General features: G+C 44.3%; 29 protein-coding genes. 20 read left to right on the forward strand and 9 right to left on the reverse strand.

Annotation, left to right across the window (positions count from 1 at the left end):
• Positions 1-189: 189 nt before the first annotated feature.
• The 5 genes from aspS (at position 190) to ABD943_RS09970 (ending at position 6,018) form a co-directional block, all read left to right on the forward strand.
• The gene (aspS, locus tag ABD943_RS09950) at positions 190-1,950 is read left to right on the forward strand and encodes an aspartate--tRNA ligase (protein ID WP_345293374.1); all 1,761 of its coding nucleotides are present in this window, start codon (positions 190-192) and stop codon (positions 1,948-1,950) included.
• A gap of 367 nt (positions 1,951-2,317) precedes the next feature.
• Positions 2,318-3,061: a YebC/PmpR family DNA-binding transcriptional regulator gene (locus ABD943_RS09955; RefSeq protein WP_345293038.1), complete on the forward strand. Its 744-nt coding sequence runs from the start codon at positions 2,318-2,320 to the stop codon at positions 3,059-3,061.
• 326 nt (positions 3,062-3,387) lie between these two features.
• Positions 3,388-3,918: a crossover junction endodeoxyribonuclease RuvC gene (ruvC, locus tag ABD943_RS09960; protein ID WP_345293039.1), complete on the forward strand. Its 531-nt coding sequence runs from the start codon at positions 3,388-3,390 to the stop codon at positions 3,916-3,918.
• Entirely contained in the window at positions 3,915-4,532 is a 618-nt protein-coding gene (gene ruvA, locus ABD943_RS09965) for a Holliday junction branch migration protein RuvA (RefSeq protein ID WP_345293040.1), read from the forward strand. Before ruvC ends, ruvA begins: the two co-directional genes overlap by 4 nt.
• Positions 4,533-4,536: 4 nt before the next feature.
• Positions 4,537-6,018: a tetratricopeptide repeat protein gene (locus ABD943_RS09970; RefSeq protein WP_345293041.1), complete on the forward strand. Its 1,482-nt coding sequence runs from the start codon at positions 4,537-4,539 to the stop codon at positions 6,016-6,018.
• Between the two features lie 26 nt (positions 6,019-6,044).
• On the opposite strand, the gene ABD943_RS09975 is transcribed toward ABD943_RS09970, so the two are convergent.
• Positions 6,045-6,809: a CPBP family intramembrane glutamic endopeptidase gene (locus ABD943_RS09975; protein ID WP_345293042.1), complete on the reverse strand. Its 765-nt coding sequence runs from the start codon at positions 6,807-6,809 to the stop codon at positions 6,045-6,047.
• Positions 6,810-6,971: 162 nt separating this feature from the next.
• Here ABD943_RS09975 and ABD943_RS09980 point away from each other — a divergent pair, with 162 nt between their 5' ends.
• A complete protein-coding gene (locus tag ABD943_RS09980; RefSeq protein WP_345293043.1) occupies positions 6,972-7,478 on the forward strand; it encodes a hypothetical protein in 507 nt (168 codons plus the stop codon).
• Between the two features lie 42 nt (positions 7,479-7,520).
• Here the strand turns inward: ABD943_RS09980 and ABD943_RS09985 are convergent, their stop codons facing one another.
• The 8 genes from ABD943_RS09985 to ABD943_RS10020 form a co-directional block, all read right to left on the reverse strand.
• The gene (locus ABD943_RS09985; protein ID WP_345293044.1) at positions 7,521-7,769 is read right to left on the reverse strand and encodes an RNA recognition motif domain-containing protein; all 249 of its coding nucleotides are present in this window, start codon (positions 7,767-7,769) and stop codon (positions 7,521-7,523) included.
• Positions 7,770-7,854: 85 nt separating this feature from the next.
• Positions 7,855-8,307, reverse strand: a complete 453-nt coding sequence (locus tag ABD943_RS09990) for a hypothetical protein (protein ID WP_345293045.1) — start codon at positions 8,305-8,307, stop codon at positions 7,855-7,857.
• A 61-nt stretch (positions 8,308-8,368) separates the two neighbouring features.
• Positions 8,369-8,644: a hypothetical protein gene (locus ABD943_RS09995; protein WP_345293046.1), complete on the reverse strand. Its 276-nt coding sequence runs from the start codon at positions 8,642-8,644 to the stop codon at positions 8,369-8,371.
• 309 nt (positions 8,645-8,953) lie between these two features.
• Positions 8,954-9,490 (reverse strand): VF530 family protein, encoded by a 537-nt coding sequence (locus ABD943_RS10000; RefSeq protein ID WP_345293047.1) that lies wholly within the window; start codon positions 9,488-9,490, stop codon positions 8,954-8,956.
• A 207-nt stretch (positions 9,491-9,697) separates the two neighbouring features.
• Complete coding sequence (locus ABD943_RS10005; RefSeq protein ID WP_345293048.1) at positions 9,698-10,243, reverse strand: hypothetical protein; 546 nt, start codon at positions 10,241-10,243, stop codon at positions 9,698-9,700.
• 135 nt (positions 10,244-10,378) lie between these two features.
• Positions 10,379-10,909, reverse strand: coding sequence for a hypothetical protein (locus tag ABD943_RS10010; protein ID WP_345293049.1), 531 nt, complete (start codon positions 10,907-10,909; stop codon positions 10,379-10,381).
• Between the two features lie 166 nt (positions 10,910-11,075).
• Positions 11,076-11,675, reverse strand: a complete 600-nt coding sequence (locus tag ABD943_RS10015) for a DUF192 domain-containing protein (protein ID WP_345293050.1) — start codon at positions 11,673-11,675, stop codon at positions 11,076-11,078.
• Between the two features lie 16 nt (positions 11,676-11,691).
• A complete protein-coding gene (locus ABD943_RS10020; RefSeq protein WP_345293051.1) occupies positions 11,692-11,943 on the reverse strand; it encodes a hypothetical protein in 252 nt (83 codons plus the stop codon).
• 250 nt (positions 11,944-12,193) lie between these two features.
• On the opposite strand from ABD943_RS10020, the gene ABD943_RS10025 reads away from it, so the two are divergent.
• The 14 genes from ABD943_RS10025 to rlmN all read left to right on the forward strand — a co-directional run bounded on the left by ABD943_RS10025 (position 12,194) and on the right by rlmN (position 26,216).
• Positions 12,194-14,137 carry an ATP-binding cassette domain-containing protein gene (locus ABD943_RS10025; protein ID WP_345293052.1) on the forward strand — a complete coding sequence of 648 codons (1,944 nt, stop codon included), beginning with the start codon at positions 12,194-12,196 and terminating at the stop codon, positions 14,135-14,137.
• Positions 14,138-14,381: 244 nt separating this feature from the next.
• Positions 14,382-15,404, forward strand: coding sequence for a Holliday junction branch migration DNA helicase RuvB (gene ruvB, locus ABD943_RS10030; protein WP_345293053.1), 1,023 nt, complete (start codon positions 14,382-14,384; stop codon positions 15,402-15,404).
• Between the two features lie 126 nt (positions 15,405-15,530).
• Positions 15,531-15,974 (forward strand): tol-pal system-associated acyl-CoA thioesterase, encoded by a 444-nt coding sequence (ybgC, locus tag ABD943_RS10035; RefSeq protein ID WP_345293054.1) that lies wholly within the window; start codon positions 15,531-15,533, stop codon positions 15,972-15,974.
• 4 nt (positions 15,975-15,978) lie between these two features.
• The gene (gene tolQ, locus ABD943_RS10040) at positions 15,979-16,641 is read left to right on the forward strand and encodes a protein TolQ (RefSeq protein ID WP_345293375.1); all 663 of its coding nucleotides are present in this window, start codon (positions 15,979-15,981) and stop codon (positions 16,639-16,641) included.
• A gap of 10 nt (positions 16,642-16,651) precedes the next feature.
• The gene (gene tolR / locus ABD943_RS10045) at positions 16,652-17,089 is read left to right on the forward strand and encodes a protein TolR (protein WP_345293055.1); all 438 of its coding nucleotides are present in this window, start codon (positions 16,652-16,654) and stop codon (positions 17,087-17,089) included.
• A gap of 7 nt (positions 17,090-17,096) precedes the next feature.
• A complete protein-coding gene (gene tolA, locus ABD943_RS10050; protein ID WP_345293056.1) occupies positions 17,097-18,068 on the forward strand; it encodes a cell envelope integrity protein TolA in 972 nt (323 codons plus the stop codon).
• A 22-nt stretch (positions 18,069-18,090) separates the two neighbouring features.
• Positions 18,091-19,455, forward strand: coding sequence for a Tol-Pal system beta propeller repeat protein TolB (gene tolB / locus ABD943_RS10055; protein ID WP_345293057.1), 1,365 nt, complete (start codon positions 18,091-18,093; stop codon positions 19,453-19,455).
• Positions 19,456-19,493: 38 nt separating this feature from the next.
• Positions 19,494-20,012, forward strand: coding sequence for a peptidoglycan-associated lipoprotein Pal (gene pal, locus ABD943_RS10060; protein WP_345293058.1), 519 nt, complete (start codon positions 19,494-19,496; stop codon positions 20,010-20,012).
• 43 nt (positions 20,013-20,055) lie between these two features.
• Positions 20,056-20,796 (forward strand): tol-pal system protein YbgF, encoded by a 741-nt coding sequence (gene ybgF, locus ABD943_RS10065; protein ID WP_345293059.1) that lies wholly within the window; start codon positions 20,056-20,058, stop codon positions 20,794-20,796.
• Positions 20,797-20,897: 101 nt separating this feature from the next.
• Positions 20,898-21,539, forward strand: a complete 642-nt coding sequence (queE, locus tag ABD943_RS10070; protein WP_345293060.1) for a 7-carboxy-7-deazaguanine synthase QueE — start codon at positions 20,898-20,900, stop codon at positions 21,537-21,539.
• A gap of 480 nt (positions 21,540-22,019) precedes the next feature.
• The gene (queC, locus tag ABD943_RS10075) at positions 22,020-22,703 is read left to right on the forward strand and encodes a 7-cyano-7-deazaguanine synthase QueC (protein WP_345293061.1); all 684 of its coding nucleotides are present in this window, start codon (positions 22,020-22,022) and stop codon (positions 22,701-22,703) included.
• Between the two features lie 207 nt (positions 22,704-22,910).
• Entirely contained in the window at positions 22,911-23,891 is a 981-nt protein-coding gene (locus ABD943_RS10080) for a BsuPI-related putative proteinase inhibitor (protein WP_345293062.1), read from the forward strand.
• Between the two features lie 222 nt (positions 23,892-24,113).
• On the forward strand, positions 24,114-24,545 hold the full coding sequence (ndk, locus tag ABD943_RS10085) for a nucleoside-diphosphate kinase (RefSeq protein ID WP_046561540.1): 432 nt from the start codon (positions 24,114-24,116) through the stop codon (positions 24,543-24,545).
• 534 nt (positions 24,546-25,079) lie between these two features.
• A complete protein-coding gene (gene rlmN / locus ABD943_RS10090) occupies positions 25,080-26,216 on the forward strand; it encodes a dual-specificity RNA methyltransferase RlmN (protein ID WP_345293063.1) in 1,137 nt (378 codons plus the stop codon).
• The last annotated feature ends 29 nt before the right edge of the window (positions 26,217-26,245 follow it).

Consider the following 26,245-nt stretch of genomic DNA (forward strand, 5'->3'; position numbering starts at 1 on the left):
GCGTGAGACGCTTTTGTGACAAAATTAATCCATTGCTGGGAGTGTCGTAACTTGCGACAAACCCTTGTCTCACGTACTATATGGCGTCATTTCGGACGCTAAGCGGAATAGCGTTCATCAGTGTTTTAAAACAGTTTTGTATTAATCAAACATCAAGCTCAGGCAGAAATTAGAATTATGGCAACTGAAATGCGTAGCCACTACTGTGGTGAATTATCAAAAAACGAAGAAAATCAATCAGTTACTTTGTCAGGATGGGTGCACCGTCGTCGAGACCTAGGTGGCTTAATTTTCTTACAAATAAGAGACCGTTCTGGCATTATCCAGGTCGTGGTTGATCCTGATTTTAAAGAACTTTTCAGTTTAGCCGAGCAGCTGCGCAGCGAATTCGTGGTTCAAGTTAAAGGCCAAGTGCGCGCGCGTCCTGATGATATGGTCAATAAAAACATGGCCTCAGGTGATATCGAAGTGCTGGCCAGCGAGTTAGAAATTCTTAATCGCGCCAAGCCACCAGCGATTCCAATCGATGAAAACCTAGAAGCTTCGGAAGAGCAGCGCCTGAAGTACCGCTATTTGGATTTGCGTCGTCCAGAAATGGCGAACAACTTAATTTTCCGCCATAAAGTGACGAGTGCGATGCGTCGTTACATGGATGAGCACGGTTTTATTGACGTTGAAACGCCAATTTTAACTAAGGCAACGCCGGAAGGTGCGCGTGATTACTTAGTGCCGAGCCGTGTTCACAAAGGTTCTTTTTACGCTTTGCCACAATCGCCGCAGTTGTTTAAACAGCTGTTGATGATGTCAGGCTTTGATCGTTATTACCAGATCGTCAAATGTTTCCGTGACGAAGATTTACGCGCGGATCGCCAGCCAGAATTTACCCAGCTGGATATTGAGACATCTTTCCTGAACCAAGAAGAAATCATGCAGTTGATGGAAGGCCTTGTGCGTCATCTATTTAACGATCTTAAAGGCATTGAGCTTCCTGAGTTCCCTCGCATGCCATATGCAGAAGCGATGGAGCGTTATGGCTCAGACAAGCCCGATCTTCGCATGGACACTGAGTTGGTGACGGTTGATGAGCTGGTTAAAGACGTTGAGTTTAAAGTTTTTGCAGGGCCTGCGAATGATGACAAGAGCCGTGTAGCGGCGTTGCGTGTTCCTGGTGGTGCCCAGTTCAGCCGTAAGCAAATTGATGAATACACCAAGTTTGTCGGTGTCTATGGTGCTAAAGGTTTAGCCTGGATGAAAATTAACGGGGCCGGTGCTGAAGGTATTCAAAGTCCAGTGCTGAAATTCTTGGGCGAAGATGTCGCCATGAGCATTATTGAGAAAGTTGGCGCACAAGAGGGAGATATTATCTTCTTTGGATCTGATACTAAGATGACTGTTGCTGATGCGATGGGCGCACTGCGCTTAAAAACAGCTCAAGATCTGGGCTTGGTAAAAGACGAATGGAAACCGTTATGGGTAGTCGACTTCCCGATGTTCGAAGAAGTTGATGGCCAAGTTCATGCATTGCACCATCCGTTTACAGCGCCAAAAGAAAACGATGTTGAGGCTGTTAAACAAGACCCAACAGGAACCTTATCCAAGGCCTATGATATGGTTTTAAACGGCTCTGAAGTCGGTGGCGGCTCTGTTCGTATCCATGATGAAGCGATGCAAGAAGCGGTCTTCGGTATTCTGGGTATTGATGAAACTGAACAACGTGAAAAATTCGGCTTCTTATTAGATGCCTTAAAATTCGGCTGTCCTCCTCACGGTGGATTAGCCTTTGGTTTGGATCGTCTAGTGATGTTGATGGTGAATGCAGACTCAATTCGAGACGTTATCGCATTCCCAAAAACCACAACAGCCAGTTGCCCATTAACGCAAGCACCAAGTAATATTGAAGACAAGTTACTTGATGAGTTAGGCATCGAAATTAAGAAGAAAGGCGAGTAATCAGTTATTTGTCACCAATTACTTGTCACTCCCGCGAAGGCGGGAGTCTGTAGTCAGCTGGTTTAAAAGATTCCGTGTCGTAGCACGGAATGACAGTTTTATGCCGTGTAAGTTATAAAGAAAATAAGGTCGCAATTTTATAACGCCCAAAGGAGTAGAACGCTTTGGCTAAACAGTTTAGAAGCATTTAAAGTTATAAAGAAAGATTAAGTTAGAAAGTTTTAAAGAAAAGAAGGCCTACTAGGCAAAGTTTAATCGAGGCGTAAATATTTTTTGAAGCGCAGTTTACGTATTTGTAAATGAGTACTCAAAAAATGTTTACAACAAAGAGTAAACGACGGATAGAGGCCTGAGAGGAAGGTATTTTATGGCGGGTCACAGTAAATGGGCAAACATCAAGCACCGCAAAGCAGCCCAAGACGCAAAACGTGGAAAAATCTTTACTAAAATTATTCGTGAGCTAGTCGTAGCTGCGCGCGAAGGTGGCGGCGACCCTAATGATAATCCTCGTCTACGTGCCGCCATGGATAAAGCGCTTGGCGCTAACATGAAAAAAGACACCATCGAAAAAGCGATTGACCGCGGTACTGGTAACGCCGAAGGTGATAACTACGAAGAGTTGAACTACGAAGGTTATGGCCCGGGTGGTGTCGCGATTCTTGTTGAATGCATGACTGATAATAAAAACCGTACTGTAGGTGAAGTTCGCCATGCGTTTACTAAGCATGGTGGCAATTTAGGCACGAGCGGTTCCGTTGCTTACTTGTTTGATAAACGCGGTCAGTTTGTCTTTGGTGATAATTTTAAAGAAGACGAGCTGATGGAAGCGGCTTTAGAAGCCGGAGCAGAAGATTTTATTGCTCATGATGACGGTTCTTTCGAGGTGTTAACCACACCGGAAGATTACTTAGACGTCAAAGATGCGCTTAAACAAGCAGGTTTTGAAGCCGAGAATGCCGAAGTGACTATGTTGCCATCGACTCAAGCTGAGCTAGACGTATCCGAAGGTGCGAAAGTGATTCGGTTGATTGATCGTCTAGAAGAACTCGACGATACGCAAAATGTGTATACAAACGCTGATATTCCAGCAGAATCCTACGACAATTTATAAAACGTCTATATTCGCTGATACTTTGTTAAATTTCCTTTTCCGTTTAATCATTTACTGTTTGTAAACTCATAACCAGAAAAGGAAATTTGCCGCGCCTCACCTGCATCTAATTCATTTCTAATTTCTAGTCCACAAGAAAGGGCGTCTAGCTCTCATGAATGCCTAGTCCATAGGATGGGTTAGGTGTAACCGTAACCCATCACAAAGCTAACATTCGATAACCTTTTCCTCTGAATATAAAATCCCAAAGAAATATCTGTTAGTCATGGTATGATATTTTCAATTCATGCTTTAACAAAGCAGATAGCATTTTATTGGAGTGTTAAGTGGCGATAATTCTAGGAATAGACCCCGGCTCGCGCATCACAGGCTTTGGTATTATCGAAGTCGGCGGTGATATTCCTGCCAACAAACCTAAGTACATTACCAGCGGTTGTATTCGCATTAAAGATGAGTCGCTGGATCTTAAGCTGAAGCAAATCTTTGATAGTGTGTGTGAACTTATTCTTGAGTTTAAGCCTGATGAATTCGCTATTGAGTCGGTATTTATGTCGAAAAACGCAGACTCGGCGCTAAAGCTCGGGCAGGCTCGTGGTGCTGCCATTGTCGGGGCATCGCATTACGCCTTGCCTGTTTTTGAGTATCCAGCAAGGAAAGTCAAACAGTCGGTGGTAGGAACGGGCGGAGCCGATAAAACTCAAGTGCAGCACATGGTTAAAATGCTTCTAAAATTACCTTCAAGCCCACAAGCTGACGCGGCAGATGCGTTAGCAATCGCATTATGTCACGCCAATACCAGCCAAGGTTTAGCGCAGTTGAAAGGGGCAAAAACAATAGCAAGAGGACGATTACGTTGATAGGTCGAATTCGTGGAATACTGATAGAAAAAACACCGCCATTTATTATTATTGAAACCAGCGCTGGCGTGGGCTATGAAATTCAAGTGCCCATGACGACGTTTTATCAGTTACCAGAAGTGGGGGCTGAAGCAGTTATTGCGACGCACCTTTCTATCTCGGAAAACCTTCATGCGCTTTATGGTTTTATTAGTAACAAAGATAAAACACTCTTTCGCGAGCTGATTAAAGTCAACGGCGTCGGTCCAAAGCTGGCGTTAGCCATTTTATCCGGTATGGAAGCTGATGAATTTGTGATGACAGTGCATGATGGAAATGTCGATAGATTGGTAAAGTTGCCAGGCGTGGGTAAGAAAACCGCTGAGCGCCTGTTGGTTGAAATGTCAGATCGTTTAAAAGACTGGTCAGTATCAGGGTTGCCGAGTTCAGGCGATACCGAGGCACCTGCTACTAGTGCACCTCGCGCTGGTGACGTTACCCAAGAAGCGGTGAGTGCTTTGGTTGCCTTGGGATATAAACCACAGCAAGCGAGTAAAGCGGTGGCTCAAGTCGATAGCGACGGACTGAAGAGCGAAGAGTTAATTCGTTTAGCGTTAAGACAATTAGCAGGGTGATTTCATGGGTCTTAAGAGCTTCCTTTTCTTAACCAGCGCAATGCTTCTGACCGTGGTTCATGCAAACGAGCCGACGGTTGAGATCACTGGCGAAAGAATATCTAAAGAGGAACTTGAGGCACTTGAACCTGTTACTGTGATTTCAGCTGAGGATATCGAAGGCGCCGACGGCAGTACAACGGTCGCTGAACTTCTCAAGAACATCACGTTGAAACATGCTTTCTCACTGACTGATGAAGAGCAATACGATAAAGGCTATGAGTTTTATCAGAATGATGATTACTTTATGGCCTACTCGTTTTTTTACCCTTTAGCAGAAAAGGGTGACAGTTACGCTCAGTTTTATGTGGCTTACATGAACGATATGGGCCTTGGGCGCGAAGCCAATAAAGTAGAGGCCATACGTTGGTATAAAAAATCCGCAGATCAAGGAATCGCGACTGCGCAGAATAATCTAGGCAATATGTATCATCACGGCGAAGGTGTTGCGCAAAATCTTGAGAAAGCGGTTCATTGGTACTCTGAGGCAGTGCTAAATGGGAATGCCCAGGCCCAATTTAATTTAGGCCAGCTTTACGATAGCGGCGAACAAGTTGAGCAGGACTATTTCCGAGCTGCTGAGTTATATAAGATGGCTGCTGTCCAAGGTCATGCCGATGCCGCTTATTACATGGCGCTCTCCTATAAAGAGGGCGACTTGTTCGAAAAGGACGTTAACCAGTATGTGAATTGGCTATTCCGTGCGGCAGATTACGGCCAAATGGAGGCGATGTATGATGTGGGACTGGCCTATTTTGAAGGAAATGGGTTGCCCCAAAATGACGAAAAAGCATCGCAATGGTTCCTAAAGTCCGGTGAATCTGGGTTTGCTCAAGGTTTTTATAGCCATGGCTGGATGTTAAGCAACGGAAGAGGTCATGAGGAAGACTCAGCGCTGGCGCACAGCTTCTTCCTTAAATCAGCGGAGCAAGAATATTTAGAAGCGATGTACCAAGTGGGTGCTAACTACCTTTATGGTTATGGGATAACGCCAGATTTTAGCCAAGCCTACTCTTGGTTATCAAAGGCCGCTGAACAGGAACATTTAGACGCCATCACTGAGCTCGGGAATATTTATCATCAAGGGGCCGGTGTTCCCGCCAATATCAGTAAGGCGCGAGAGTTGTGGCTTAAAGCTGCGACAAAAGACAATGTCTATGCGCAATACAACTTGGGGAGCCTTTATGAAAAAGGTTTTGGTATTCCGCAAAATTTTAAAGAATCTTTTAAATGGTACTTAAAAGCTGCCGAACAAGGTGAGTTAGACGCACAAGTCAAAGTGGCCAAAATGTATCGCGCTGGTTTAGGAGTAGAGCGCGACCTTGAGAAATATCGCAGTTGGATCTTAGAGGCTGCGGCCAGAGGTTCAGCAGATGCCAAAGAAGAAGAACGTTCTTGGGAAGAAAAAGAGGCCGACAACAAGGGTTCTCAATCGTCCAATCGATAGTGCGGGCTAATACTTTTCTGCTCCGTCTAGAAGTAGAAAAATAAGATCAACACAGCGAATACGTCATAAAGTCCATGCGCCACAATACAAGCGGTTAGATTCTTGCGCCATAAATACAGTAGTGACATCGATAAGCCGCCAAAGACCGCGGTATCCAAAATACCGATCCAACCTTGGTAACCATGAAGTAGAGCAAATACGATGGTGGTTATGATGACAGCTAATGCGGTAGCAACTTGACTGTTTCCAAAACTGTTACGAAGGCTGGTTAGGAAGAATCCTCTGAAAAATACCTCTTCTGCAATACCACCTCCTAAGATGGCCATCAATAGAAAGGCAAAAAGCCCTGCGTAGTCTGTCCCAAGCTGCTCTAGGTTAGCCACAATATCCATTCTTTCTGCGCCCCCTGTTGCAGGGATAATCACAAAAAATTGAAGTAGCGTCCAAGCAGAGGCGACTAACAAACCTATCAGTGCTTCCTTTCCAAAAGCTCGAAAGCTTAGGCCAATATCGCTAAAGTTATAATTCACAAGCTTAAGGGATAAAAAGACAGCCAAAAGCGTTAATATCAGAAAAACCGGCGCGACATAAGCAAAGGTAAATCCGCTCATAGGCAGGTCTAGGAAAATACTGGGGTAACTGTGTGAGGCGAAGAGAGCGATTGCGAACAACAAACTACCAAGACCTAATGTCGCAAACCATCTGCTTTTTGATATCGTTTGAATGTTGTTTGGCTGCACTCTATTCACGGTAACGTCCTGTTTTTTGGCATCAGTTGATGACGCCAGCATAGCACTCTTTAAGTCGGTGGTTGTTTCTTCAGTATTATTGGTTGTAACAAGGTATGAACGCTTTTAAAGCAAGAAATAGGATATCGTGACTAACAGTTAATGATTGATTTTGTTGAAAAGAATTGACTACACTAGTGCCAATCTAACTCAATACAGTGAATTATGACCGCCAAAAACTTCGTGTTTCGTGAAACTCAGTCTGTGATGCCGCCAAAAATGATTGCCGCAATCGTGCTGTTATTGCTAGTCGTAACGGGATTGTTCGCATACATCTATATATCACAAGAATTTTTTGGACGTCCAGTGGGCGAGCACTCGATAGACAGTCACTGGGCTTTGATAATTTTCTCGGCTACCGCACTTCTAACCGTCTATGTGTCGCGTCTAAAAATTATCACACGCGTTGATGAAGAAAAACTGACCATGAGTCTTGGTGTTATCGGTAAGCGCAAATTCCTTCTCGACACCATTCAAGATGCAAAGGTTTACGAGGGTAATGCCGCCGCAGACTTTTTAGGCTATGGATACAGAATTGCTATTAAACAAACAGGCTACATCGGTAGAGCAGAGAAGGCAGTGACAATAAAGATTAGAGATCATAAGCGTGAGCTAGTGATTACCACTGAGCAGCCCAAAGATCTGCTAAAAGCATTAAAGCCAGACGAATAAGATCTGGCTTTATGAGAAGTAGGCTACTTTTAAAGGCGAGAATTACTCGTCTTTATCTTCCGCTTTCTTTACGCGGATTTTATTACCCTCAACATTACGAGCATTTAAGTTCTTAACCGCTACCTTTGCTTCGCCAGGCTTAGGCATCTCTACAAAACCAAAGCCCTTCGACTTTCCCGTGGCTTTGTCCATAATTAAGTTACACCACTGAACAGTGCCATACTCTTCAAATAACGCTTTAACTTGCTCTTCAGTAGTCGAACGAGCGAGGTTTCTAACCAATAATTTCATATCAAAATCTAATCTACAAAAAGTGTATACCGCATCATACCATTAGACGATGCTGATAGCTGTTGAAATTGCGGGTTTAAGACTCTTAAAGAACTTTGCTTGGACAAGATGCTTGTGCTTCTGAATATACCGTGGTTTTAAGGAAAAGCCATTGGCTCGAAGCATCCTCACAAACCCCATAGCTTCGATTTTCAACGAAGTAGCTATCGTATGTATGTTGACTAACAACTCCCAAGATAAACATCAAAGCAACGCCGCTCACAGCTGATGCCATGATTACCTTAATTAACTTTGGATTGTTAACTAATGCCCCGAACTCGTGTGCGATTGATGCAACCAAGAATGCTAGGAGCGTAATACAAGCGCCTAAGCTCATGATAAAGCCGCGGTTAAAAACGATTACTTCTGGTGGGGTTGTAGAAAAGTGCTTAAAAGCTAGCCCAATTGAGGATATTGCAACATACCCAGAAAGCGAGGATAAAACAATGAGCACGACAATACCAAAATAATTAATCAGCTTTTGCTTTAGTGGTGACATGAAGTTTTCTCAGAGCTAGCTGGCAGCTTTTAATAGTTTGAGCTAGCAGCTTGGTATCTGATTATCCAAAAATAGAAGTGATTGCTTCGAAAATACCAGAAATTATTTCAATAATCCCGTCAATAAGATCCTCAAAAAAGCCTGCGAGAATCTCGAAAAAGCCTTCACCAGATGCAACGCTTGGGGCTGCTAAGCCTAGAAAGCCAGCTGCCATCATCGATGTGACGTATAAATTGAAGCCTGCAATGAGGACAAATACGATTGAACCTAGCAGCATCAGCGAGGCCACTGAAGACAGCACCCTCATGCGTATAGGTTTATCTTTTCTGTTTCCCAACGTTGTTTCCTCCGTATTATTGACCTAGATAGTAAAAATACGTCTTATCTAGATGTAGATGGAATCGAGTGCCAGTCTTTATTAATTGTTATTAGTTGAGCGATTATTTTGAGCGTCTAGCTCCATCTTTCTCAACTCTTTTGTGTGGTCGAGATAGGCCGCATACATGACGAAAATAACGCCTGCAATGACGCAAATACTTAAAAATCCCCATAGTCCTATAATAAAACTCCGTTTTTATTGATTCGCTATTAACCTTGGGCTGACTAATATCAGAGCATCCTGTATTGCAGTAACGCTATCGAAGAACTAGTCTTTTGACTTATTTTTCCATTGACCCCAAGGATCGCTGCTATCCGATGAGCTCTTTTTAGAACCACCGCCGGTTCTTTTATTATAGCTACCACCGCGCGGAGTGCCAGAATTTTTGTTATAGCCAGCGCTTCGCCCAAACTTTTTGCCCCCGCCTTTGTTGTATTCAGCGGCTTTCTTAGCGCGCTTCTCACGTAGCTTTTCAGCGTCTTCTAAGCTCAACTTAGCCGGCTCTCCCGGTTTTTCTGCGTCGGAAACGATTCGGTCGCGGGGTGGGATATGAAACTGCTCGGACGATACCGGCGGCAAGCTTTTGTATTGATACATATAAAAAGCCTCGACTTTTTCACGCGCCCAGTCGGTTTTCTTAAGGAATTTAACGCTGGATTCAATGCTCGGATTGGACTTGAAGCAATTTAAGTTTAAGTAAGCGTGAAGGATTTCAAAGCCATAATGCTCGACTAGTTCAGTGACTAAGGCTTTTAAGCCAACGCCATTTAAAGGATTATTCTTATAATTGACTTCTTCAGACATACAGGTTTCCAGCAGAGGAGGAGCGATAAAGCACCATTATAGCTGTGATAGCAAGGATAAGCACGGAAAGGTAAGAATTACGTAGCCTATTAACAAGTAAAAAGTAGGGTGCGTTGTAACGCACCATTACAGTTAAGCCAATTCGTGCCTGTTGATGCGTCAAGACGCTGAGTTTGCCCCCCTTGGAGTACCCTGCTCTCGCTATTTTTAGAGAGCATTTTCCTCTGTTATCGGAGTCGCTTCCATATTGCCATTTTCTACTTCTTGTAGAATATCTCTTGCTTCCAGTATATATTCTTCTGGTATGTCTTTTTGAGATGATTTATCGATTGTGACAGTCGTCATTGTATTCCATTCTGGTATTCTAGGATCAGTAGACTTAGCTACCCCTAAGTGTATTCCACCTCCCCAAGGCATATTAAACTTTAGATAATATGTCTTTCCAGGCTCCAATTTGCCTTTAGCAACTCCCCATGATCCTTGAGCATATACCATAAAGGTGTGTATTCCAGGTGCAGCTTCATACTGGAGAAGGTCTCCCGCACTCAGAGTTCCGATAAACTTATCCCTATCCCATACCTCTACTTTAACACCATCTCCCATAAAAACGGCTCTTCTAACAATGTTTACTGTGGATTTATCTGGTTTTGCAGTGGTTTGAAACTCTACCTCTTTCATGTTGCCCAGACCAGCACAAGCTGTGAGATTAAGGGAAATGACGATTAAGCAAATAGTTCGTAATGATTTAAGCATTTTAAAACCTCTAATTAAATGGGTTATTGTTCTTAGATCGCAAAATAGGGCGCGTTAACCCAATTCGCGTATGCTGGTAAGTCTCGACAGAGGGTCTGCCCCGTGGGGGGGGGGAACCCTACAATTGCTAACCAATTAGCTTTCCGTTTCTTCATTTGATAGTAGTTTATTCACTTTAGGTTGCAAGAACCATACACCAATCGGGAAAAACCATAGAAGAAAGAAAGGCCCGCAATAATCGACAAAAGATGCATCTTTCTGTTGCTCAAGCTTAATCAGTTGCTTTGCCGTGAATCCGATAGAGTAGAATATGGCAACCATTGCTAACAAATGAAATAGAACAATCAGGCTTGGTAGACCATGCTGAGGGTTCATAAAGAAATTGCTTGCGACGACAAGGTATAACGACGCATATACTAGCCCAACGTACATTTTAGTTGGAGAGCTTGCTAATTCAGGGGGCAGTCTTTTGAAACATTCAGATGCAATGGAGCCAACCCAGGCAAAAAGTATAAGCATCATCATCAGCGTTAAACCAAACACCGTAGTTGTGTTTGGCATTTCGTTGGTTTGGAACGAATTGAATACTAGTAGCTGGGATAGAAACATTGGTAGCATCAAAAGAATAAATAGTTGCCAATGTTTTGCCGTAATAAAAAATTTCATTAAATATCCTTATATTTAAATTGTTAGTATGTAGGTTGGGGGCGCTTGTGAACCCCAACGGTTGTTAGTTAAAAATGATTGAGGGGCATTCTTGACTCCAGCTTACGGCTGCTAAAAATTTTACTCTTACCCCATTTATTTTTAGGTGTGTGCCCAAACCTCATGGTCACTCTGTTCCTTCGAGGCTACGCTTGCTACATTTATATGGCGTAAGATAGCTATTACCTACTGAGTTAGACATTCGCACAAGAGATTTACCTTTGAATAAACACTTTCTATTGACTAGTTTAATATTTTCAACACCTTTTTTGACTAGGTCTTTTTCTACTTCCCCGAAACCAGATTGTGTTAATTTATGGACCACTGGGCCGCCGCCCTCATCCCATTGGATATCAATGTATACCTTTCCAAGGTTCGTTACTTCTCCTTTTGACACCTCAAATCTTGCTAGAGTGTTGCTGTATACTCTTTGGTCAATAATAGATATCGTCCACTCAAAAGTCCCTGCGGGTAACTCTAGTAATAGTGGCCGTGGGTCGCCCGTATATGGAATTGTGCCATGTCCAATCCCACCTTTTCCATCATAGTAAACTATTGATAATGGCCGCCCCCAAATGGACTCATTTTTATAAGGCCAGCTTGATTCAAAGGAAATCGATACCATGCCGTATCCTTCCTTCACCTCAGATATAGATTTCAATTGTTTAGCAGGTGAAACGCAGCCTGCTATTATTATTACAAATAGCGTTGCTAGTAATGTTTTCATTTCTTTGTAACCTCATTTATTTATTTCGCTTGCTTTTTATCACCTTGCCGACAAGAAATGTGGCTAAACCTGATAGAGACAAAACAATTACCCAGAATGCTGGAGCCGTACGTTCATACTGGGGAATAAAGTCAGAATAAGCTCCTTCACAGGTTAACCCCAAATTGCTCCATAATCCGCCTGCATCCATACATGCATCGATACTAAAGAATGAGATAAGCAGTAAACAGCTAACTGTGAAGGTGGCGATCAATAGACTTTGCTTCATTCTCGTAGAGCCTTAACTTTTATATAACCGAGCTTTGTCGATAGTCTGTGGATACTTTGTCCTTTTATATGGCTAATACCTAGCAAAGCAGACATCAATGTCGTGTTTGTTATTGAGGATATTAGCAAGATCAGTAGGTTATGGAAAGTGATGACTGAGATACCGAGATCTCTGGAACTCTTACCAATTCCAATTGTACTCGCACGACTTCCCTTTATAATGTCCTCAACTTTTATCAATCCATAATTCCATGCTGTTTTTCGAGAACATGGCGCTTCGCCGTGGTAAAAAAGTGTTATTTGAAGACGCGAGTTTTATCATCAACCCGAAAGATAAGGTTGGTGTGACTGGTGCTAATGGCACCGGTAAGTCGTCGTTGTTCGCGTTGATCCGTGGGGAGCTTGAGGAGGATTCGGGCAATTTCTCGATGGCGGGGAATGTGACGATTTCGAGCGTGCGTCAGGAGACGCCTGCGGTTGAAACCTCGGCGCTGGAGTATGTGATTGAGGGCGATGTTGAGCTTGTTGAGATTGAGGCGGCTTTGGCGAAGGCGGAAGCTGAGGAAGACGGTAATGCGATTGGTAAGCTTCACCAGCAGTTAGACACGATTCAGGGGTATTCGGCACGAGCACGAGCTGGGGCTTTGATGCATGGTCTGGGCTTTACCGCCGAGCAGGAGCAGTTACCAGTATCGAGTTTTTCGGGCGGTTGGCGGATGCGTTTGAACTTAGCGCAGGCGTTGATGTGTCGTTCGGATTTGTTATTGCTCGATGAGCCGACTAACCACTTGGATTTCGAGGCGGTGGTGTGGCTGGAAAAGTGGTTAGAATCTTACCAAGGCGCAGTTTTATTGATTTCGCACGATAGGGATTTCCTTGACCGCGTGATTGATCGTGTGGCGCATATCGAGCAACAGCACATCAAGTTATACAGCGGTAATTATTCGAGCTTTGAGCTCCAGCGCGCAGAGCAGTTGGCGCAGCAGCAAGCGAATTACGAACGCCAGCAGAAAGAAATTGCGCACATGCAGTCTTACGTGGATCGCTTTAAAGCGAAAGCGAGCAAGGCCAAGCAGGCGCAAAGCCGCGTTAAGGCTTTGGAGCGCATGGAGAAAATTTCTGCGGCGCATGTCGACTCACCATTTAATTTTAATTTTCCAGAGTTGGGCCATGTGCCGAGCCCTTTATTGCAGCTAAAAGAAGTCAATGCTGGTTATGAGGTAGAGAGCGATACAGAAGACGGGCAAGTAACGATTCTGAATAAAGTGGGCTTTACTTTACTGCCCAATGATCGAATTGGTCTTTTGGGAAAAAACGGCGCGGGTAAATCGACTTTAATTAAAGTGTTGGCGGGGGAGCTAGCGATTCAGGCGGGCGAGCGTGTCGAGGCCAAGCATTTAAACATTGGTTATTTCGCGCAGCATCAATTGGAACAGTTGCATCCGCAAATGTCACCGATTCAGCACTTACAGCGTGAATATCCAGACGCGACTGAGCAGGAGTTACGCAATTTTTTAGGTGGCTTTGACTTTAATGGCGACAAAGCGCTAGAGCCAGTGGCACCGTTTTCGGGTGGTGAAAAAGCGCGTTTGGTGTTGGCGTTATTAGTGTACTCCAAGCCGAATGTACTGTTGCTTGATGAACCGACTAACCACTTGGACTTGGAAATGCGCCATGCCATGAACGTGGCGTTGCAGGGTTTCGAAGGCGCGGTGGTGCTGGTGTCGCACGATAAGCACATGCTTCGTACTGTAACCGATGATTTATTTTTAGTCGCTGATGGCGGCGTCAAGCCGTTCGAGGGTGACTTGGACGATTATGCCAAATGGGCGCTGGAGCAGTCGTCTCTGGAGCGACGCTCGAATAGAGAAAAAGCAGACAGCATGTCTTCAGAGTCACAACCTGACATGTCTGGGAAAGAAGTCTCGCGTAAAGAGCAGCGTAGAATTGATGCCGAAAAGCGTAAAGCCTTGCAGCCATTGAAAAACAAGCTGCGAAAAGTTGAGCAGGAAATGGATAAGGTACAAAAACGCAAAGCCGAGCTTGATGACCTCATGGCAGATCAAAGCCTGTATGAAGAAGTGAATAAAGGCAAGTTGGCGGAGCTCAGCGGAGAGTATGGCGAGGTGAACCAACGCTTGGAAACCCTGGAAGAAGATTGGTTGATGTTGAATGAGGAGTTGGAAGGGGCTTAATACCTTTTGGTCATTCAGGATCTTTCTATGCGGATATTGAGCGACCTTTAGCAAGATTCCAAATCTAGTTTGTAATGACACAATCTGAGCGACGTAGCAAATGTTCACCTAACCCCTTAAATTTCCAAGAAAAAGGCGGATTCTGGCCAATTGTGGAAAAGGATTGGTTTTGGTTCCATCCAAGCCTGAGCCTTGGTAGACTTAACCGCATTAAAGCTTTTGGTGCTACGAGCACATAAAATCGATGATTGAACATGACAGAATAATAAATCCGACCGAAACCACTGACGAAGAGCAGCTTGATCGCGCTATTCGCCCGACGACTTTGCAAGATTACGTGGGGCAGGAAAAAGTCCGTGAGCAGATGGAGATTTTCCTTAAAGCGGCTCAGATGCGTAAAGAAGCGTTGGATCATGTTCTTATCTTCGGCCCTCCTGGCCTCGGTAAAACCACTCTATCTAACATTATTGCTAACGAGATGAATGTGGGTATTAAACATACCTCGGGCCCTGTTTTGGAAAAAGCGGGCGATCTAGCGGCGATGTTGACCAACCTTGAGCCGAATGACGTTTTATTTATTGATGAAATTCATCGCCTGAGCCCTCATGTTGAAGAGGTACTTTATCCGGCGATGGAGGATTATCAGCTGGATATCATGATCGGTGAGGGGCCAGCGGCACGTTCGATCAAGGTCGAGTTACCACCGTTTACGTTAGTTGGCGCGACGACTCGTGCTGGTCTGTTAACCTCCCCACTGCGTGATCGTTTCGGCATTGTGCAGCGACTTGAGTTCTACAATATCAAAGATCTGACCGGCATCGTCATGCGCTCGGCGAAGATTTTGGGCTTGCAGATTGAAGAGTCGGGTGCGCTTGAAATCGCACGCCGTTCGCGTGGTACGCCTCGTATCGCCAACCGTTTACTACGCCGAGTACGTGATTTTGCCGAAATTAAGTCTGATGGCTTGATTACGGATAAGGTGGCGGATCGAGCACTGGATATGCTGGATGTTGATGCTAAGGGCTTCGACACCATGGATCGAAAGTTACTGTTAACCATTATTGAAAAGTTCAGCGGTGGTCCCGTGGGCTTGGACACATTAGCCGCGGCAATTGGCGAAGAGCGCGACACGATTGATGACGTGTTAGAGCCATTTTTGATTCAGCAAGGCTTTATTCAGCGGACGCCTAGAGGCCGCGTAGCGACTAAACATGCCTATGAGCACTTTGGAATCATCCCTTCTTCGGATGGTTCTTTTGATAAATAAGTATTGATAAGTCGGCTTTGATACATAAAATTTCGATAAGTAAATTTTCGTTAAGTAACTGTTTTCGGGATTGCCTTAACACTTTTCCAGAACTGAATCGTTATAATACTCAGGTAAGAAAAATAGATGACACAGCGTGAATTTAATTGGCCTGTCAGGGTCTATTACGAAGATACAGATGTGGCTGGCGTGGTTTTTTATGCCAACTATTTAAAGTTTTATGAGCGTGGTCGTACGGAATGGTTACGTTCGTTGGGCTGGGAGCAGGATGTATTAATCGACAAAGGGCTAGCGTTTGCGGTTGCTCATGTTGATGCCAAGTATCTCAGACCGGCTCGTTTTAATGATGAGTTAGTCGTCAAGACGCGAATTAGCTCCGTTAGAAAAGCGAGTGTAATTTTCGAGCAAGAGATTCATCGGGTTGATGAAAACAGTGATGAATCTAATGATAACAAACAACAACTAGTGAATAAGGCAACAATTCGGGTGGCTTGCGTTGATATGGACACCATGACGCCTGCTCCAATGCCACATTATTTACAAGAGGAGATTGCACGTGAGTGGTGCTAATGACATGTCCATTGCTGGTCTTATTTTAGAAGCCAGCGTTCCAGTACAGCTGATTATGCTGTTACTTTTGATCATTTCTGTAATGTCTTGGGCGTTAATTTTTCAACGTTCTGGTGTCTTAAACATAGCGGCAAAAAAGAGTAAGCAGTTCGAGGATAAGTTTTGGTCCGGTATCGATCTGAGTAAATTATCGGGCGATTTGTCGCAAAGTACGCAAAAGAAACAGGGGCTTGAGTCTTTGTTTTTAGCGGGTTACAAAGAATTTATGCGCTTACGCCAACAAAGTGGCGTCAGCCCAGAGGCCGTGATGGACGGCACTCATCGAGCGATGCGCGTGGCGCACAGTCGTGAAGTTGAAAAGCTTGAGCAGAACTTATCGTTCTTAGCGACTGTCGGTTCGGTTACGCCTTATATTGGTCTATTCGGTACGGTTTGGGGCATCATGACCTCATTTATCGCGCTGGGTAGCGTTAAGCAGGCTACGCTGGCAATGGTCGCGCCCGGTATCGCTGAGGCTTTGATTGCGACGGCAATGGGTTTGTTCGCGGCGATTCCAGCCGTTATCGCCTATAACCGTTTTACTAATCGCTTACAGCGCATTGAAACCCAGTACGAAAACTTTTTAGAGGAGTTTTCGGGTATTTTGCACCGCAAGGCGCACAGCTAAGGTCATTATTATGCCGCAACTTGTACGCAGACAAAGACGCCGACTTAACGCTGAGATCAATGTGGTTCCTTACATTGATGTGATGCTGGTGCTGTTGGTGATTTTTATGATTACCGCGCCGCTGATCACCGCGGGTATCCAAGTCGACTTGCCGACTGCTGAAGCTGAGCCGATGTCACCAGAGCAAAGCACGCCGTTTATTGTGTCGATTAACTCTGATGGACAGTATTACTTAGAAATTGGCAGTTCTGCTGGGCGTCCAGAGCCTTTGAGCCGTGAGGAGTTGTTGGATACGGTTCTGACTGAGCTTGAAACCTCGCCTGAGTCGCCGATTTTGATTAATGGTGATAAGTCAGTACCCTACGGTGATGTGGTTGAATTGATGGATCAGTTGAGACAAGTCGCAGGGATAGAGAATGTTGGTTTGATGACGCAACAGCCTAACTAGGTGACGAATGCCAAATAAGAAAAAATCTTTACCGATTATTTTATCCGTAGTACTACACTTAGTACTAATCGGCGCTATTGTCTGGAAGTTTATTTGGGAGCCCAATATTCCAGAGCACAAGTATGTTGATGCACCGATCCAAGCGCGTATCGCGCAAGCGCCAAAGACTAATCCACCGCCACCTAGCGATGATCAAGAGAAAAAGCGTGAGCAAGAGCGTTTAAAAAAGCAACAGCAAGAGAAAGAGCGCTTAGAAAAGTTGAAGCGTGAAAAAGAACTGGCTGAGAAAAAAGCGCAAGAACAAGCTGAGGCGGAGAAGCGAGCTCAAGAGCAGGCGGAGTTAGAGCGTAAGAAAAAGCTTGCCCTAGAGAAAAAACTCGAAGAAGAGAAACGTGAGAAAGAGCGTCTAGAGGAAGAAAAACGTCAACAAGCGGAAGCTGAGCGTAAGCGTAAAGAAGAGGCTGAGAAGAAGCGCTTGGCTGAAGAACAGCGTAAAAAAGAAGAAGCTGAGAAAAAGCGTTTAGCGGAAGAAAAGCGTAAGAAGGAAGAAGCTGAGCGTAAAAAACGTGAGGAAGCTGAGCGTAAACGCAAAGAAGAAGAACGCAAGCGTCAAGAAGAGCTGGAGCGACTGCAGAAAGAGCTTGAGGCTCAGGAAGGCGAGTTCTTCGATGCAATGGAAGGGGATGTTAAAAAAGCACAGGCTTTGACTGAGCTGGAAAAGATTAAAGCTCAAATTAGAAGTAAGTTAGTAAGGTTATGGAATAAGCCATCAGCGTTAGGCTCATGTACGATTACGATAAAAACAGCGCCTGGTGGAGTGGTTTTAGATACGATTATTGTCGGTGGTGACGATATTTATTGTCAGACTGGTATTGCTGCAATCAATCGTGCATCACCATTGCCGTACTCAGAAAATCCTGATGTCATCGAGGAACTGAGAACGATAACATTTACTTTTGACCCAAGTTTAAAAGATTAAACAAACCGAGAGTAGAGACTCTATGAAACATATTTGTAAAAAACTAGTGGTACTGTGGTTAGGCTTGATGGCCTATGCGGTTAATGCCGAGGTTCAAATTTATATTACTGAGGGGCGTGATGATGCGCGCCCAGTAGCGGTTGTACCGTTCAAATTTGAAAGTGATTCCGAAGTATCGGTGCAGCCACCACACGATTTCGCCAAGATCATTGCTGATGATTTAGCGCGCAGTGGTAAATTTAAACCGGCTGAGGTCGCTGAATTGCCACAAACACCGAGCCAGATTAATGAAGTGGATATTGAGGCTTGGAAAGAGCTGGGCGTTGACGGTGTGGTATACGGTATCGTTAAAGAGACGGCACCGGGAAAGTATATGGTGTCGTATGATCTGATTGACCCATACAATGATAAAGCGGTGATGGAGTCGAGTATTCCATCGGGTAGTTATCCGTTGGTCGATCAGTCGTTCCACTTGATGCTGCTGAAAACCAAGCTGGTTAACAGTGATAACTTCCGTTGGGGCGCACACATTGCCGCCGACGAGATTTATGAAGCACTGACTGGTGAGCGTGGCGCTTTTGCAACGCAAATTGCCTATGTTCAGGTTGACCGTCTGGCTGCAAAGCCCTACCACCTAAACGTGGCCGACAGCGACGGTTTCAATCAAACTCAAGTATTTGCGTCAAAAAGTCCGATTATGTCGCCAACCTGGTCGCCAGATGCAAATAAATTGGCGTATGTTAGCTTCGAGAATGGACGTTCAGAAATCTATATTCAGACAATTTCAACGGGTCAGCGTGAGCTAATCGCGAGTTATAAAGGGTTTAACAGTGCTCCGGCATGGTCACCTGACGGCACAAAAATGGCAATGGTGCTGTCTAAAGACGGCAATCCGGAGCTTTACGTGATGGACTTGGCGAGCAAAAGCTTAACAAGACTGACGCGTCACTATGCAATTGACACCGAACCATCGTGGCATCCAAATGGTAAAAGTTTGATATTCACCTCAGATCGAGGAGGAAAACCGCAAATTTATAGAGTTTCACTTGCAGGAGGTGATACAGAAAGGGTAACCTTCGAAGGAAGGTACAATGCTGGTGCAGAGTTTGCGCCAGACGGAAAGACTATTGTGATGGTTCACCAAAACAATGGTAATTTCCATGTAGCCGCACAAGACATTGACACGGGGAACCTGACTGTTTTGACAAAAACCAGTCTAGATGAGTCTTTGTCAGTTGCTCCAAACAGTAGCATGATTATTTTCTCTACCGTTGACGGGCGACAAAAAGTTTTAAGTGCGGTATCAATGGATGGACGCTTTAAAGCAAGACTACCGGCTAACGTAGGTGAAGTTAAAGCACCCGCGTGGTCGCCGTTTATTTTGTAATTAGTAATAAAGTTAAATAACAATCCTGGAGGATGACAATGAAACGTTCGGTACAATTACTATTGGCTTTGGTTGCGGCATTAGCTCTAGCTGCATGTAGCACAACTGAGCCAGCAGAAGACACTACTGACAACACCGTTCAACAAGACGATGGTTCTGATGCAGAAGCTGAAGCGTTAGCACGTCAACGTGCAGCAGAAGAAGCTGAAAGACAACGCATCGCTGCATTGTTGGAAAACACAACAATTTACTTCGACTTCGACAGCGACGCTATCCGTAGCGGCGACATGGAGTTGTTAGAAGTTCATGCAAAGCACATCCAAGCGACTGGCAAGAAAGTTATCCTTGAAGGTCACGCGGACGAGCGCGGTACTCCTGAGTACAACTTGGCTCTAGGTGAGCGTCGTGCAAAATCAGTGGCTCAGTTAATGAGAACTTATGGTGTTTCTGGTAGTCAAATCGAAGTGATCAGCTTTGGTGAAGAGTCTCCAGCTAACCCTGGTCACACTGAGCAAGCATGGCAAGAAAACCGTCGTGTTGAAATTAAATATCAATAATTTTTGATATTTAGCGTTATAGAAAAGAGTATTATTTTAAAGAATGAATTATCGTTATTCTAAAATAATCGCACTTTCATTGCTCACAGCATCTGCTGTGGGCAATGCCGCTGCGCCAGTAGTAGATGGCAAAGCCGTTGATGCGATACAGCAATATCAAGAAAATGACCAAACTCAACTCGTTGGCGAATTGATGCGCCAAGTCATGCAGCTTCAACAGGAAGTCAGTTACTTGCGTGGCCAAAGCGAAGAGCAAGGCTATTTGATCCAAAAGCTGCAACGTCAGCAAAAAGAATTATATGCCGATCTTGATCGTCGCTTAACTGAAGCGAGTCAAGGTGGTTTGTCTGGTGAAGGTCTATCCACGGTCGGTGGCTCTGAATCAGGTCAAGGCTCTGATGATCAAAATTTAAGTGAAGCCCAAAAAAGCTATAACAAGGCTTTTTCGCAGTTCAGCAATAAAGAGTATGCCTTCGCTAAAGATTCCTTTAAGAGCTTTCTCAAAGAACACCCCAAACATCCTTTGGCTGCCAACGCGCACTATATTCTTGGGCAATTACATGTTAATGACAAAGAATATAAGCAAGCAACCTTTGAGTTTGAGGCTGTGTATAGCCAGTTTCCAGATGCAGAGATTAAAGACAGAGCGATGCTAAAATTAGCCCAGACGCACGAGCTAAATGGCAATAAGGGTGAAGCTAAGAAAACCTATCAAGCTCTGGCTAAGGCTTTCCCGAATACTACTGCAGGAAAGCTGGCTAAGGTCAAACTAAGCTCCATGTAAGCGCTTCTAAGCTTTCAATCATTCGAAAAGCTGTCTATTTAGGCAGCTTTTTTGTTACAATTCGCACAATTCCTAATCTTTTCCCTGTTTTTAGGTTCATTTTGAGCAAATTAAGAATCACCGAGATCTTCCACTCCTTGCAAGGCGAAAGCTTAACGGTCGGCCTGCCGACAGTATTCGTGCGCCTCACTGGCTGCCCTTTACGTTGTACCTATTGCGATACGGACTACGCCTTTGGTGGGGGCGAGTGGATGAGTTATGAAGCAATTCTTGCTGAAATCGAGCAGTATCAATGTGAACATATTTGCATGACCGGAGGGGAGCCGCTGGCACAAAAGCGTGCTTATGAGTTTTATCATCTGTTGTGTGAAAAAGGGTATAAAGTGTCGACGGAAACCGGTGGCGCACATGACATATCCGTGCTCGACAAGCGGGTCATGGTGGTGATGGATCTTAAAACGCCTGATTCTGGTGAGATGGCGCGCAATCTGTACGAGAATATTGAGCACTTAAAAGCCACCGATCAGGTTAAGTTTGTCATCTGCAGCCGTAAAGATTACGACTGGTGTAAAATGACGATTGATAAATACCATCTCACGGATAAATGTGAAGTGTTGTTTTCACCAAGCTATGGCCAGGTAGAGTATGCGGATCTGGCTGAATGGATTTTGAAAGATCGTTTGAAGGTTAGGATGCAGGTGCAGCTGCATAAGGTCATATGGGGTGAGAGACAAGGCGTTTGATTGGAATTGTTAAAATACTCATCTGCTTTGTTATTCTAATCAATTCAAAATACTCACTTACCTAAGTAAGCTCCGTGTTTGAATTGATTGAATGCCTCGCAGACTGAGCATTTTTCCGGCTTCCAATCTAGCGTTAATATCTACGGTTTTATTTGAGCCTAAATTCAGAGTAAAGGTCGTGAAGCAGCGCTTAGTCCCTTATGTTGGGCTGAGTTGGCTTAAAAGTATAGCAATCAAAATCTGGATGATTTTGATAGGAGTTTACAGCACAAGGAAGTGCTGTAAACTCAGGTGCGTTAAATACTTTTCAGACGACTCAGGTAGTCATTATTAAATGACCCCAACATTAGGGTGGCTTTCTTTTGGTTCCTTTTCTTGGCCACACAAGAAAAGGAACTCGCTATCAAGCGAAATCCAGTAAAAAAAAAGAACTGAATAGTTAATCAGTAGTGGTACTCGAACAAGAGTGGGCATAACTTAATGAAAAAACGAGCGGTTATATTACTTTCTGGTGGTTTGGACTCAACAACGGCTTTAGCTATGGCTCAGGAGCGTGGTTTTGAGTGTTACACCATGAGCTTTAATTATGGTCAGCGAACCGTTGCTGAGCTCAAAGCTGCGAAGATGGTGTCGGCTCAATTTGGCGCGGCAAAGCATATCGAGGTTAATCTAGACATGTCTGAAATCGGTGGATCAGCCTTAACCGATCATTCGATTGATGTGCCCACTGGTGATGCTATCACCACTGAAGAGGCGATCCCTGTGACTTATGTCCCTGCGCGAAATACAGTGTTTCTTTCTATTGCCTTAGGCTGGGCGGAAGTCTTGAAGGCACAACATATCTTTGTCGGCGTTAATGCTGTCGACTATTCTGGCTATCCTGATTGTCGGCCTGAATTTATACAAGCCTTTGAGGGTATGGCTAATTTAGCAACCAAAGCAGGCGTAGAAGGGCACAAGACGGTGATTGAGGCGCCGCTTATCGATATGACCAAAGTTCAAATTATTGCCGAAGGCATCAAGCTGGGTGTTGATTATGCTAAGACCGTTTCCTGTTACAAGGCAGATGAAGCGGGCCGTGCTTGCGGTGAGTGTGATTCATGTATTTTGCGCAAACAAGGTTTCGAAACCCAAGGCTTTACTGATCCCACGCTTTATCAGTAGCTTCCAACCATTTTTATACTGTCACTAAAACTTCATAAGTTACTGAGTTTTCAATAGTATTTGCTAAATCACTGTATTATCTAGGATTTATATTTAGATAAGTCAGTCTGTCATATTTGTCAAAATTTGTTCACTGGCGTCTGCTCTTGTTTTGGAAATAATTGGTCTCGCATTTAGCAAAACACCATATTATTTTTAGGAGCTACCATGAATACTTTTAGTAAAATTACTGTCGCAGTATCAACACTCATCGCTGGCGTCGCTGCTTCGGCAGACAGCTATCTTATGGCTTCACCAGGCGACTATCGCAGCTTTAAAAGTTCACATGACAACACGCTTAGTGTGAGTCTCATTAATACCATGGGCGGAAACTGGAAGCAGTACTCCAGCTTTTTTGGACAGAAGAATCAATGGTTGTGGCTATCCAGTGATGGGCAGGAAATATACTGGTTAAGTGAGTCACAAAAGGCTGAATTATTATTCAATGCTGATGACCCTGTCGGAACTGAGTATCGGGTGCAGATTGATGGTTGTACTGAACGTGCTAAGTTAGCCAGCAAAAGCGATGCAGTAAAAGTCGGGGCAGGTATGTTTGAGCAGAGTGTGCGACTGGATTTTTCAGGCTACTGTTATGATGAGGGGCTTGAAAGTGCTTGGTTTGCTCCTGGCGTTGGCTTGGTTAAGTGGTCGAAAGACTCAGTGTTGGGCTCGGTTGTATTTGAACTAGAGCATGCTAAGGTGGGTAACATGACATTACCTAATCAAGACGGCATCGAACTTTCTGCGCAATTTCCAGCAGAAACGGTGATGCTGAATAATCAAAAGTCGGTCGAAGCTTCGATTACGCTAATCAACCACAGCGATGAGGCTATCACGCTTGACTTTACCTCTGGTCAAACCTTTGACATATACCTGTACGATGATAGCGGTGAGTTGGTGAGTCTGTGGTCATCTGAAATGATGTTCACGCAAGCGCTGCACTCGAAGACAATAAAGCCAGGTGAGGCGGAACGCTTCGGTGGAGAGCTACAGTTGGTTGATCTAGGAGGGAATCAACTTGAGATTGGAAGCTACAAAATTAAGATTGAGATTAAGGGAAGTTTTGCCCCTGAGGCCAGTAGCTTTAGCCATATTCCACTAAGCGCCGAGTCGGCCCTGCATATCGATACTACGATGGGGCATTATTAAGCGTTAGGCTCGAGGCAAGCATTGCCCAAATAATACACATTCAGTATAATACGCGCGATTTTAAAGGGGTTAGCTAAGGCTATCCCCTTTTTTAACACTGGTTATGGGTCCCGTAATCACAGTGACACGAATTTCAAACTCACCAAGTGGTGGGTTTTGTTGAGTTGAAAAGCTCAGCAATCTATTGATTTTATTAATTTTTAACTATTATTGGAGTCTAAAATGGCTGTTGAACGTACTTTTTCTATCGTAAAACCTGACGCAGTAGCGAAAAACGTTATTGGTGAAATTTACTCACGTTTCGAGCGCGCGGGTCTTCGCATCGTTGCTTCTAAAATGATTCACTTGTCTCGTGAAAAAGCAGAAGGCTTCTATGCTGAGCACAAAGAACGTCCTTTCTTCGGCGCATTGGTTGACTTTATGACATCTGGTCCAGTGATGGTTCAAGTGCTAGAAGGCGAAAACGCAATCAAAGCAAACCGTGAAATCATGGGTGCTACAAACCCTGCAGAAGCGCTACGTGGTACGATTCGTGCTGACTACGCGGTATCTGTGGACGAAAACGCAGCACATGGCTCAGATAGCCCTGAATCAGCTGAGCGCGAAATCAGCTACTTCTTTTCTACGGAAGAGATTTGTCCTCGCACTCGCTAAGAGCTGCTATTTTACTTTATTTCTTTGTTAAAGCCTTTTGTTCGAGTTTCATTAACGACTTGTTAACTCCAAGTCTCACAAAAGGCTTTGCCTCTAACTAAAGCAAAACCCCTAACTCTTAGTGGCTTTTAAAAAGACTTTTCGCTTAGGTGAAAAGTCTTTTTTGTTTCCCTTAGAGCTAGCCGAAAAGAATCAAAGTTATAGCGTAAATTGGGCAAGGAAAGCCCAATTTAGCAAAAACGAAACAGGGATGTTTCGTTTTGCGACGCGTGATAAGTTTGATGAATGAGGGAAGTGCGAAGCACCTAGCGACGGGGCGTCTTTTCTTTTGGTTCGTTTTCTTTAGACGAGTAAAGAAAATGAACAAGTAAATCTGAGTCTTTCTATCACAAATAGCGTTAGTGTCGTTTAGTTTAGACTTTGTAAAGCAAATTGGCAGTAACTTTGCTATTGGTGGTATAAAAGCCTAAAATACAATCAATTTTCTGATTGTGTCAGAAACTATTTCAAAAACATTGTGTAAAGGTATTCCTAATGAGTAACTCTCAACCGGTTAACGAAAAAACCAACCTACTCAACCTGACGCGCGATGAAATGGTCGAGTTCTTTGTTGAACTTGGTGAAAAGCCATTTCGTGCTCAACAGGTCATGAAGTGGATTCATCAGTTTGGTGTCGATAATTTCGACGATATGACCAATATCAGTAAGGCGTGCCGCCAAAAACTAGCTGACGTAGCTGTGATCGAAGGCCCTGAAGTGTTAAATATTCAGGAGTCGAGCGATGGCACTATTAAGTGGGCGCTGAAAATTCCGGGCGGACAAGCCATTGAAACCGTATTTATTCCTGAGCGTCATCGCGGGACCTTGTGTGTTTCGTCGCAGGTCGGCTGTGCGCTTGAGTGTAGTTTTTGCTCAACGGGCTACCAAGGCTTTAACCGTAATTTGACCACGGCTGAGATCATCGGTCAGGTTTGGCATGCGGCGCGCTACTTAAATGGTAAGCACAAAAGTGATGACCGCGCAGTAACCAATGTGGTAATGATGGGCATGGGCGAGCCTTTGGCGAACTATCAGCCTGTAATCAACTCTATGCAACTGATGCTGGATGATTTTGCTTATGGGCTATCTAAGCGTCGTGTGACGCTCAGCACGTCTGGCATGGTGCCGCAGCTGGATCGCATGGGGGATGATATTGATGTGGCTTTGGCTATTTCTTTACATGCGCCAAATGATGAACTGCGTGATATATTGGTACCCATCAATAAGAAGTATCCGATTAAAGAGTTTATGGCGAGCGTGCATCGTTACATGGAGAAATCCAACGCGGCGCGTAAAGTAACGATTGAGTATGTGATGCTGAAAGATGTTAACGACAGCATAGAACATGCGAAACAGTTAGCTAAGCTATTGAAAAATACGCCTTGTAAGATTAATCTTATTCCGTTCAACCCGTTTCCGCAGACGCATTACGAGACGTCAACGCCACAAGCTATCGATAAGTTTAGTGATTATTTACATCGTAACGGCTTTGTTGTTGTGGTTCGCCGTACACGTGGTGATGATATCGATGCGGCATGTGGTCAATTGGCGGGTAAAATTAATGATAAAACAAAGCGCCAACAAAGACGTACCCAATACTCTGGAGATATCGACGTTAGAGCGCTAGTATAAGATGAGATTGGCATAAATAAAAAACAGGT

It is taken from the genome of Kangiella marina, assembly GCF_039541235.1.
In the GTDB taxonomy this organism is placed as follows: domain Bacteria; phylum Pseudomonadota; class Gammaproteobacteria; order Enterobacterales; family Kangiellaceae; genus Kangiella; species Kangiella marina.